10 protein-coding genes and 1 riboswitch are annotated in these 10691 nt (G+C 31.3%); of the genes, 4 read left to right on the top strand and 6 right to left on the bottom strand.

Annotated features, from left to right (window positions below; genetic code table 11):
• Positions 1-242: 242 nt before the first annotated feature.
• Positions 243-2966: a UPF0182 family membrane protein gene (locus CDO51_RS11155; protein ID WP_240503559.1), complete on the bottom strand. Its 2724-nt coding sequence runs from the start codon at positions 2964-2966 to the stop codon at positions 243-245.
• 134 nt (positions 2967-3100) lie between these two features.
• Between CDO51_RS11155 and CDO51_RS11150 the strand changes: the two genes are divergently transcribed.
• The 3 genes from CDO51_RS11150 to CDO51_RS11140 all read left to right on the top strand — a co-directional run bounded on the left by CDO51_RS11150 (position 3101) and on the right by CDO51_RS11140 (position 6444).
• Positions 3101-3676 carry a restriction endonuclease gene (locus CDO51_RS11150; RefSeq protein WP_158212440.1) on the top strand — a complete coding sequence of 192 codons (576 nt, stop codon included), beginning with the start codon at positions 3101-3103 and terminating at the stop codon, positions 3674-3676.
• 95 nt (positions 3677-3771) lie between these two features.
• Positions 3772-4515 carry a DUF429 domain-containing protein gene (locus tag CDO51_RS11145; protein ID WP_089024334.1) on the top strand — a complete coding sequence of 248 codons (744 nt, stop codon included), beginning with the start codon at positions 3772-3774 and terminating at the stop codon, positions 4513-4515.
• A gap of 48 nt (positions 4516-4563) precedes the next feature.
• A complete protein-coding gene (locus tag CDO51_RS11140; protein WP_089024333.1) occupies positions 4564-6444 on the top strand; it encodes an LTA synthase family protein in 1881 nt (626 codons plus the stop codon).
• A 27-nt stretch (positions 6445-6471) separates the two neighbouring features.
• Here CDO51_RS11140 and CDO51_RS11135 read toward each other — a convergent pair whose 3' ends face one another.
• Together CDO51_RS11135 and CDO51_RS11130 are read right to left on the bottom strand one after the other, a co-directional pair.
• Positions 6472-6672: a PspC domain-containing protein gene (locus CDO51_RS11135; RefSeq protein WP_089024332.1), complete on the bottom strand. Its 201-nt coding sequence runs from the start codon at positions 6670-6672 to the stop codon at positions 6472-6474.
• A gap of 29 nt (positions 6673-6701) precedes the next feature.
• Positions 6702-7229, bottom strand: a complete 528-nt coding sequence (locus CDO51_RS11130; protein ID WP_089024331.1) for a cob(I)yrinic acid a,c-diamide adenosyltransferase — start codon at positions 7227-7229, stop codon at positions 6702-6704.
• Between the two features lie 79 nt (positions 7230-7308).
• On the opposite strand from CDO51_RS11130, the gene CDO51_RS11125 reads away from it, so the two are divergent.
• Positions 7309-8685, top strand: coding sequence for a cobyrinic acid a,c-diamide synthase CobB (locus tag CDO51_RS11125; protein ID WP_089024330.1), 1377 nt, complete (start codon positions 7309-7311; stop codon positions 8683-8685).
• On the opposite strand, the gene CDO51_RS11120 is transcribed toward CDO51_RS11125, so the two are convergent.
• From CDO51_RS11120 to CDO51_RS11110, 3 genes are all read right to left on the bottom strand, one after another.
• Complete coding sequence (locus CDO51_RS11120; protein WP_089024329.1) at positions 8671-9285, bottom strand: precorrin-8X methylmutase; 615 nt, start codon at positions 9283-9285, stop codon at positions 8671-8673. The two genes, CDO51_RS11125 and CDO51_RS11120, sit on opposite strands and share 15 nt — an antisense overlap.
• Positions 9286-9287: 2 nt before the next feature.
• Positions 9288-9662 (bottom strand): sirohydrochlorin chelatase, encoded by a 375-nt coding sequence (locus tag CDO51_RS11115; RefSeq protein ID WP_089024328.1) that lies wholly within the window; start codon positions 9660-9662, stop codon positions 9288-9290.
• A 161-nt stretch (positions 9663-9823) separates the two neighbouring features.
• Positions 9824-10267, bottom strand: a complete 444-nt coding sequence (locus CDO51_RS11110) for a hypothetical protein (RefSeq protein WP_089024327.1) — start codon at positions 10265-10267, stop codon at positions 9824-9826.
• Positions 10268-10394: 127 nt separating this feature from the next.
• Positions 10395-10568: riboswitch (cobalamin riboswitch) on the top strand.
• Positions 10569-10691 lie beyond the last annotated feature (123 nt).

Raw genomic sequence — 10691 nt, 5'->3', positions numbered from 1 at the left:
TATGGTCATTTCAAGGCTAATCGTGTTTTTAGAAGATTTGTGCTTCGTGGTATAGAAAAGGTTAATATTGAAATAGGTTTGATGAGTTTAGCACATAATATGTTAAAAAAAGCAGCCCTAACATATTAAAAAGATTAGTTGGGCTGCTTTTTTATCTTCTCAATTTAAAATTTTAATTCATCTTACAAGTAAGGGCGATATTCCAAAAATTTAATTATACTTTTGGGACAGTCCCCTGACTTTTATTGTTCTACTTGGCTTTGCATTTCTTGTAGAATACTTTCTAACTCTTCAATAGCTTTACCGTATTCTGACCACTCTCCTACTCTTAAAGCTTGATCTGCCTGTTGATAAATTTCTAAAGCTTCTTGAACTAGTTCATCAACATCTCCAAGTTCAGGGTCTGGAATTTCTTCAAAATCTTCTTCAATATCTTCAGGGTCTTCTATATCTAACTCTTCAGGATCAGCACCAAAAGCTATTAGAGCTTCGTCTATTGTATTTGTCATAACTACTTTGCCTTGCCAAGAGGCGATAACTCTTCTCATTTCTGGATAACTACTTTCTTCTGCTTGTAGAAATAAAGGTTCAATATATAAAATACCGTTATCGAGTGGTATTACTAGTAAATTGCCTCGAATTACATTAGAACCTCTTGTATCCCAAAGACTAATCTGTTGTGAAATATGATCATCTTGATCAATTCTTGATTCAATCTGTTGAGGACCGCGTAAATGTTCACCCCTAGGAAAACGGTATAAAACTAGTTCTCCGTAATTTTCACCGTCATTTCTTGCTCCTAACCAGGAAATCATATTATTTCTTTCAACAGGTGTGTAGGGTATCATTAATACAAATTCTGGTCCTTCACTATTAGGTAGGTCTAATGTTGCATAGTATGGTTCCATAGTTATACTTTCTCCGCGATAACTTTCTGTTGGAATATCCCAGGCATCTTCTCTATTATAAAATATTACTGGATCTTCCATGTGATAATTTTTTAGAATACTAGCCTGTGCGCTAAATAAATCTTCTGGATATCTAAACTGTTCTCTAAGTTCATTTGATGCTTGATCTAGATCTGTAAATAATTCTGGAAAGAATCTATCTAAAGCCTGGCTAAAAGGATCGTCATCCTTTACTAAGTAAAAATCTACTGAACCACTATAAGCGTCAATAACTACTTTTACTGGATTTTCTATATAATTTTTATTATCTTCAAATGGCTGACTATAAGGAAAGTTATCAGTTTCCACATATGCGTCAATAATCCAATATAGTTTCTCGTCAGCAACAGCTAGATATGGGTCACTATCATATCTGAAAAATGGAGCAATTTTTTCTACACGATCGATGATATTTCTATCAAAAAGTATTTGACTATCACTTGAGTACTCTTGTGAAAACAATAAGAATGAATTTGCTTTTCTTAGTGAAAATAATATTCGGTTCATAAGATTCATATTTATACCGTCTTCACCTTCATAAGTATGGTCAATGTCTTCCTGACCTGGGTAATTAAATTCACTTTCATCACTATTAACTAGCACAAAATCATTAGTTAATTCACCAAAGTAAATCTCAGGACGATCAAGACTAATACCAATTTGATCTTTAATAGGCATATCTCTAAAAAAATAATTTGGTAAACCATTAGGGGTAAGATCGCCTACTGGGCTCATAGCAAGACCGTATCCATGAGTGTATTTTAGATGTCTATTTACAGATGTTTGAGCTCCTTCAGGAAGTAGATCTACATCTAGTTCTCTTGCAGATAACATAACTTGATGATATGTATCATTAACCGTATAACGCCCCATATCAACATCATTAAATTGGTAATAACGACGATATTCCTGTTCTTCTCTGTATACATCACGTAGTGGCCGATAATCTAATAACCTAACATTATCTTTTACTTCAGAAGTAAGTTCAGGAGAAGTTTCTTCATCTACTACCTGCCAGGTCTGTTCTGAGATTTCATCAATTCCATAAGCTTTTTGTGTCATTTCTAGGTGGTGTTCAATAAATGGAGCCTCTCTTGTTAATTCATTTGGAGAAACAAATACTGATTGAAATACAGAAGCAGTAACTGAACCTAAAATTGATAGAACCATTATACCTATTAAACAGATGATCGACCATCTATATTTTTTCCATTTAATATTAGCTAAACTTAATAGAAAACTAGCTAAAGCAAAAATTGCTAGTAAAATATAAACAGGTCGTGAAATATATGTGTCTGTATACCCCATACCAAAAACTACACCTTGGTCTGAAAATAATAGTTCAAACAAGGATAAAAAGAAATTAAATGATAACAGAAGAAAGGTTACTCCTAATAAAAGATTCAAATGCTTTAGACTGTTATTTTTACTTACATTCAATCCTCGTTTTAACACATAGAAAGAAATTGTACCTCTAGCTACATAAAGAAGACCGATTATAATTGTAGTTACGATCACTAAACCAAGTAGATTAGTGACAATTCTTTGAAATAAAGGTAGTCTAAATAAGTAAAATGATAGATCAAAATTATAAATAGGATCACTCATACCAGTACTGGTACCACCAAAAAAATATACTAGTTCTTGCCATAGATTACTAAAGGACCCAGTCCAAATAAAGCTTAGAATAATAGCAATTAGCCCCTGACCTAATTTTCCAATTGAGCGAACTAAATCTGCATATGGAGCAAAACTAGTTTCAAAAAATCTAGATTCTTCCTCTAAAGTTATTAAGTTTTTGCTTGCTATTCGTAAATTGTAAAATATAAAGCTAGCTCCTACTAAAAAAATGATTAAAGAAAATCCAAATTGTAACCCGATTGGACGCCAAAATAATTGACTAAACCCTAAATTACTAAACCACTGGATATCAGTTAGAATGACTGATATTTGACGAATTGACAAAAGGATAAAAATAAATAGACCAGTTAAAATATAAAAGCGATACTTTTTCCACATAATAGTCCTCCTTAAATTTTGTTCTTCTTCTATTTATTTTACCCTATAATGGTATAGATAATAAAGAATTTGTTAAAAAAAGTATAGTTTTTTTAGTTATGGAGATAATAACTAGGCAAAAGGAGGGAAGGAAATTGGATACTTTCGTATTAATATTAGGTATTATAGTATGTGTAGCAGGATTATATAGTTTTCACCTATATTATAGTTCATCATTAAAGTTAAGAGAAAAATTAGAGTATATTGAAGAAAATGATAGGGAATTAAAAAGAACTTTGATAAAAGGTCTAATTTATAGGTTCAATAACAATGAAGGAAATGAAACACCATTTGATTTTGAAAGGTTTGTAGCTAATTTATTTGAAAAACATTACGGAGGGAACGCTATAGTTACAGAAAGTACTGGTGACGGTGGTATTGATATTGAACACTTTCAAGGTGAAGAATTGTATTTAGGGCAGGTTAAGTGTTTTGATGAAACCAATACTGTTGATTACACACCAATAGCAATCATACATTCACAAATGATAAAAAAAGGTGCTAAAGGTGGATTTATAGTAACAACTTCTAGATTCACTGAAAATGCAAGAAAATATGCTGAAGGACTTGATATTGAACTGTATGATGGTAAAGATTTAGTTAATTTATGGATAGAGGATGTACAACTTGAAGTTGAAGATAGTATCGATATAATTCCATCAGAGACTTAAGATGAAAGAGGTACCTCTTTTTTTATAGATTTGGCCAGGCTTACAACCTGGTCTTTTTTTGTTATAATTTATAAAAAAACTTAAGGGTGATTATCTTGTCACATATGATAGGTATAGGTTGGGATGTAGGTGGTTGGATGGGTTCAAACCACGGTATTGCAGTTTGTAAATGGAAACATAATAGTTTTCATTGGTTAGGAAAATTAAAAGAGGTTTCAATCCCTAAAAGGTCGCTTATATCATTCAATGATTTAATTACAGGCTTTGAAAAGGAAATAGAATCTGCATCTAAAGTAGTTATTGGTGTTGATGCTCCACTTGGTATTCCTGAAGATTTTATTAATTTACAAAATGACAAATTTACCTTTGTAAGACCTGATAGAGAAATAGAAAATCCACTTGCATATCGGTTTACAGATAGGCATATCTATAAAGTTTTAGGAAAGAAACCATTGTCAGCAACATTTGATCGATTAGGTAATAATTATACAGTTGCTATGGTACATTGTAAAAAATGGTGTTATGAAAATAGTTTTGTAATACATCCATTTGAAATTCAAGATAATTATAGGGAAATTATTGAAGTTTATCCTGCAATATTTAAAACTATTTTGAATGATTTAAACTTATCATATCAGATAGAATTCATTAAATCATTACTTCCAGATGATTTATATGAAAGAAGTCATAGTTATGATGCTGCTCTTTGTGCGATTATGGCTCTATGTTATAGTATGAGATATACGACAAGTAAACTTCCAACATTAGTAGAACCACCAGAAAATCCTAAGATACGAACAGAGGGTTGGATTTACTATTTAAATACTCTTTATAACTAACAATAAATATATTAAAATTACAAAAGAAAAGGTTATAGGAGGGGAGTAATGGATATAAAAAAGTTATTAAATAAACTAATAGCAATAAACTACGATAGACACAAGATTGTTTTAACAATCGCATTGATTTCATTTTTAAAGATAGTCTTTTTTTCAATTGGTATAAAAGCTCCAGAAACGGATTGGGATTGGCGGTTACTAACAATTGTGATTTTTATTGTTTCAAACTTAAGTATAATATTTGTGCTATTAACACCTACACTTCTATTTAAGACACGTAAAAAACAAATTATCTATAGTATCCTTATAAATTTTTCTTTATCTTTTATAATAATTGCCAATCGTTTATACAATCAGTTCTTTCATAGCTATATTTCATTAGATACAGTTTCACATTCTACTGAGGGATTATCTATGTTTCAAGCATTATATTCTACCATCCGTTTAGGAGAGATATTTTGGCTCTTAGATATACCAATTTTAATTTATATTTTTAGTAAACAACATTACAATGAAATTAATGAAAAAAGCAAGGTATCTCCTCCGATGAAAGCAGTTATTGTAATCTCAGTAACGATACTTTTATGGACACCAATTATGAGTATATATACTGGTAATTTAGAACATCATCAAAATATTCAATTAAAAGAATCAGGACTATTTATGTACTATGCTAAAGAAGCTGCAACTTCTGCACCATTAGTTGAAGAAAGACAAAAAGAAGACATAAGAAATGTTCAACAAATTGAACAATGGTTTGCAAACAAAGCTATTAGTGAAGGTAGATTAACTGCCGAGATGGAAAATAAAAACTTGATAGTTTTACAAGTAGAAGCACTTCAAGAAATTGTAATTAATAAAGAAATAAACGGTCAGGAAATAACTCCTAATTTAAACGAAATATTTAATGAAAGTATCTATTTTGAAAATGTTTATGATCAGGTAGAAATGGCAACAGCTGATGCAGAGGTATTAGTTAACTTATCTCAATATCCACTAGATAATGTTAGTGTTTATATGCGCTACCCTGATAATAAATTTCATTCTTGGCCCCATGCTCTAAAAAAAGAAGGTTATGAAACAGCGGCTTTACATGGCCATTATGGAGATTTTTATAATCGTGATGAAGCTTACCCTAATATAGGCTTTGAAAAGTTCTTTAGTAGAGAACATTATAAAGAAGATGAAATGCACAACGATTTGTTAGGAGATAAAACATTTTTAGAACAAAGTGTACCATATTTAGAAGAACTAGAGAATCCTTTTAATGCATTTATTATTACACTTACAAGTCATCATCCATTTAATTATTTAGAAAGCTATGATGAAATTAATGTTGATCCTTATAAGGATACAATAGTCGGAGATTATATTGAGTCTATTCATTATACGGATGCCGCTATAGGTAAATTCTATGATGAGATGGAAGAAAAGGGATTATTAGAAGATACTTTAATAGCAATATATGGTGATCATGCAGCATTTAATTATAATGAAAGAGATTATGAAGAACTAAATGATTTTTTTAGTGTAAATATTCATGATCCTGTTGAGAGAGTGGGGATTCATAAGGTCCCTTTTATGATCCATGATCCAAGTGGAGGTTTAAATAGTAAAGTTATTGACGAGCAAGCAGGAATGATTGATATTATGCCTACAGTAGGTAACTTATTAGGAATTGAAAACCCTTATGCAATGGGTAGAGATATTTTAAATACAGGTGAAGATGAGGTTATTTTAAAGGAAGGATCTTTTATTAAAGATGATATTTATTATTACTCAAAAACAAGGACATTCTATGATCTAGAAACTGGGAAAGAGGTAGAGGTTGAAAATGATGAAGAATTGATAGCACAAGCAGAAGACACTCTAGATGTATCGAATCTTATTTACAAAACTGATTATTTTAGAGATATTTTAGATAATTAGAAAAAGGGAGGTTATGTTACCTCCCTTTTATCTAAAGTCATTTTCTTGAGGAATGACAAAATAAGATATGATATAAAATAGTACAATTGGTATAGCAAAGGATAATAATCCTATTAATACAAAGATTAACCTTACAATAGTAGAGTCAATATCAAAATATTCTGCAAACCCACCACATACACCAGCAATCATCTTATCTGATTCTGTTCTAACTAATTTCTTTTCCATAAAATTACCTCCTAAAAAATAAAGCATGATTAAAACTCGATAGTTTTTCTAGCTATACATCCTTTTTTAAAATGGTGTTTTTTTTCTTCGAATATAGTTACAGTATCACATAAATCAAATAGTTGTGAAGGGGCATATCTACCTGTTAGAACAATATGCTTATTTATAGGTTTTTTGTTAATTAATTTACTTACCAGATTAATATCTATCAGTTCTTTTTTAAGTGCTATATTAATTTCATCTAATACTATGATTTCGTAGTCCGAATTAAAGATGAGCTCTTTAGCCTTTTCTAAAGCTTTATTAGCCATTTCAATATCTGTTGGTGTTGGATTATTTCTAATTAAACCTTGCCCCATAGGTATTATATCAATCTGTCCTTTTACATACTCAAGAGCTAAAACTTCACCAGTATTTTCTTTACCTTTAACGAATTGTATAATACAACTTTTAGAACCATGTCCTAAAGCTCTAAAACACAGGCCTATAGCAGCAGTGGTTTTTCCTTTTCCTGAACCAGTGTATAAAAAAATCAGCCCTCTGTTTTGTTCACTCATTTATCTCACCAACCTTGCTCTAGCATTAAACTCTGATAAAATAATAACAGAAAAATAAAATTTATGGTAGGTGAACTATATGCATATACCTAGAGTAGTAATAGCAGGTACGACTAGTGGTAGTGGGAAGACTACTGTTACAATGGCGCTTATGAAGTCACTTATGAAAAGAAAATTCCAAGTCCAAGGTTTTAAAGTCGGACCTGATTACATAGATCCTGGCTTTCATACATTTATTACAGGCCGTGCTTCTAGAAACCTAGATACCTGGATGATGACATCTAACACTATGAAAGAAATTTTTCAACGAGGTTCAAAAAATTCAGATATATCAGTGATTGAAGGGGTCATGGGATTATATGATGGACAAAGTGGTAATACTGATAAGGCAAGTACTGCAGAAATTGCTAAAAAGCTTACTGCTCCTGTCATACTAGTGGTTAATGCTGAGAGCCAAGCTAGAAGTGTAGCAGCAGTAGTACATGGATTTAAAACCTTTGATGAAGATGTAAATGTTTGTGGTGTTATTTTAAATAAAGTTTCTTCAAAGGGGCATTATGATTATCTACGTGAAGCAATAAAAAATATGGAAGGTATTGAGATTTTAGGTTATATCCCAAAAGAAACTGGAATAGAGATACCAGAACGCCATCTAGGACTAACTCCAGTAGACGAGTCTGAAGAGTTAAATAGTAAAATAGATAGATTGTCTGAAGTTTTTAATGAAACTGTAAGTTTAGATAAAATAATTCATATAGCTGATAAGTATCAAAATTGGAGTAAAGTAAAACAAGTTTTTTTTAATAAAAGCAACTTTAAAAAAATAGCGAAAGTTGCTATAGCAAATGATAAAGTTTTTTCGTTTTATTATCAAGATAACCTTGACTGGTTGCAAGAGAGGGGAGTCGAGTGGGTTCCCATTTCACCACTTAAAGACAAAGAGTTACCCAAAAATGTTTCTGGAGTATATCTTGGTGGTGGTTTTCCTGAAATGTTTGCAAGGGAATTATCACAAAACAGAAAATTTATGGATAGTTTAATTGACTTCTATAAAAAAGGGAAACCTATTCTTGCTGAATGTGGAGGGTTTATATATCTTACACGCTCTTTAACTGATTTACAAGGAAATAATTATCCTATGTCAGGAATTATTCCAGGAAAAATTCACATGAAATCTAAATTAGTAGCTTTAGGATACAGAGAAGCAAAAGCACTTAATGACTCTTTTTTATTATCTAAAGGTGAAACAATCCGAGGTCATGAATTTCGCTATTCTGAGTTTATCCCTGATAATGAAGCCGAAGAATATCCTTTAGCATATGAGCTAAAAGGTCGAAGAAATACTTTAAAAGGTGGATATGTTTTAAATAATTTAGTAGCGAGTTACCTACATATCCACCTAGCTTCTAATCCCTGTGCTGGTTATAAATGGTTAGATATCTTACATCAGTCTTAATAAAGCATTAATAATACTAGCTGCTATAGGGCTACCACCTTTATAACCAGTAATTGTTATATAATCTAACCCGGATTTTCTTAAGCTTTCTTTTGATTCCATGGCTCCAACAAAACCAACCGGGACACCCACAACTAGAGCTGGTTTAATATTTTTTTGTTGATATAATTCTATCACTTTAAAAAGAGCTGTTGGAGCATTTCCTATAGCAACTATTTTGTTATGGATATTTTCACCAAATAGTTCAAAGGATGTTTCAGCACGTGTGAGTTTTTTAGTTTTAGAAATTTCTCTAACCTTTTGATCACTGATATTACAGTGTATGTTACACCCTAAATTGTTAAGGTTTTTTTTATTTAGACCAGCAGTAACCATGGTTACATCAGTAAAAATATCAGTTCCTTGCTTTAAAGAATTTAATCCCTCTAAAATTGCTTTTTCGGAAAATTTCACTTGTTTATGAATTTCTAAATCTCCTGTAGTATGAATGATTCTTTTAACTATAGGAGATTCTTTGTCATCAAAAGTTGTTAGATCAACTTTGTTTTCAATAATTTTCATACTTTCTGCCTCAATCGGATGAGTGTTTATTTTATTCATAGTTAGCTTTTTAACTCCTCTGTAGCATTATCAGCTCTTTCTTTTAAAATTGCGATGAGTGTAGAATCTGCTCCGATGGGGTCTGCTAATCTGATAGTTAAGTTAGGATATTTTTCTTTTATTTTTATGATCTTTTCAGGTACATCTTTTTTTATATGTATTCCAGGATATAAAAAAAGTGGTATTACGGTGATAGTACTGATATTACTTGAGTAAATCTTATCAATAACTGTCTCTAAATCAGGTTCTTCAAACTGAAGATAAGCATAACTTGCTGATTCTTTAGTTTCGGACTCAAACATATCAGATATAGATCTAAGAACTTTGTTAGCTTCAGGATTACGACTCCCATGTCCTAAAATAATATTATGATTCATATATATACCTCCCTATAAATTTCTAATTATAGAAAACTATACACAATCATTTGATATTTTGCAAACAATAAGATTTTTGAAAAGGGTAGGAATGTAAACCTGTAGAGTAGATATATTTTAGATTATTTAAAGGGATCTTAAGCAGATCCCTTCAAATAGAACTAATTTCTACAACCTCTAGATCCTCTTCTATTTTGCCTACCATTACCAAATTCTCTACTGTTGTCATTTTCAATTTCATCTGTGATGTTAAGATTGTTTTTATTATTTCTTGGTCCTTCTTCTAGACAGTCTCCTCTTTCAAAGTCGTTATTTTTAATGGTTTCAATAATGTCTTTGCCTTCTTTTTCCGAGATCAGTTCTTTTTCTATGGCATTTACAACTTGATTAATTTTTGCTTCATCTCTTTCTTGTTGTCTTTTGTCTAGCTCTTCTTCATTTAAATCTTCACTTCTATAACATAAAGATTGGTTTAATCCCCTTTGAAACATTTCATTATCTTCAGTTAGGCTTTCTCCTGCAGCAGCCATTTGTACCGGGGAAGCTATTGTAAACGCCACAGCTAATCCTACAACAAGTAAACCACCTATAAATTTCTTTGTCATGTTAAATCCTCCTTTAAGTTTTGTTATTTTATATTGTACCCTGTAGATGTGAAGATTTCTTGAAGATTTATTAAAAAGTAAGTTGTTTAATTAGAGTTTATATGATATCTTATCATTAAGAGAATTTAATATAGAGTGGCTTTTAGGTGTAATCATTTTTAAAAGGGAATCAGGTGAAAATCCTGAGCGGTCCCGCCACTGTAACTGGGATTGAAGATTTAATTAACCACTGGGTTTAATCCGGGAAGGTAAATCTTCTTATACCAGAAGCCAGGAAACCTGCCTATTAGCTGTACTCAATGCCTTCGAGGAAAGGGAGAGTACTTCTTACGTTTGCTACACTTTAGCTACATAGGAGAGTAGTGTATCAAGTGGTGTAGTGTTTTAATTACATACTAAGAAGAACTCAACCCGGCCATTTCGA

Source organism: Natranaerobius trueperi (assembly GCF_002216005.1).
Lineage (GTDB): Bacteria > Bacillota > Natranaerobiia > Natranaerobiales > Natranaerobiaceae > Natranaerobius_A > Natranaerobius_A trueperi.
The sequence above is the reverse complement of the archived record's forward strand: the minus strand, read 5'-3'. Positions and strand labels throughout refer to the sequence as shown.

What these genes read in the sequence shown, in the direction of transcription:
- CDO51_RS11155 (WP_240503559.1), bottom strand. Translation starts at nt 2,966, where the DNA reads ATGTGGAAAAAGTATCGCTTTTATATTTTAACTGGTCTATTTATTTTT.
- CDO51_RS11140 (WP_089024333.1), top strand. Translation starts at nt 4,564, where the DNA reads ATGGATATAAAAAAGTTATTAAATAAACTAATAGCAATAAACTACGAT.
- CDO51_RS11135 (WP_089024332.1), bottom strand. Translation starts at nt 6,672, where the DNA reads ATGGAAAAGAAATTAGTTAGAACAGAATCAGATAAGATGATTGCTGGT.
- CDO51_RS11130 (WP_089024331.1), bottom strand. Translation starts at nt 7,229, where the DNA reads ATGAGTGAACAAAACAGAGGGCTGATTTTTTTATACACTGGTTCAGGA.
- CDO51_RS11125 (WP_089024330.1), top strand. Translation starts at nt 7,309, where the DNA reads ATGCATATACCTAGAGTAGTAATAGCAGGTACGACTAGTGGTAGTGGG.
- CDO51_RS11120 (WP_089024329.1), bottom strand. Translation starts at nt 9,285, where the DNA reads ATGAATAAAATAAACACTCATCCGATTGAGGCAGAAAGTATGAAAATT.
- CDO51_RS11115 (WP_089024328.1), bottom strand. Translation starts at nt 9,662, where the DNA reads ATGAATCATAATATTATTTTAGGACATGGGAGTCGTAATCCTGAAGCT.
- CDO51_RS11110 (WP_089024327.1), bottom strand. Translation starts at nt 10,267, where the DNA reads ATGACAAAGAAATTTATAGGTGGTTTACTTGTTGTAGGATTAGCTGTG.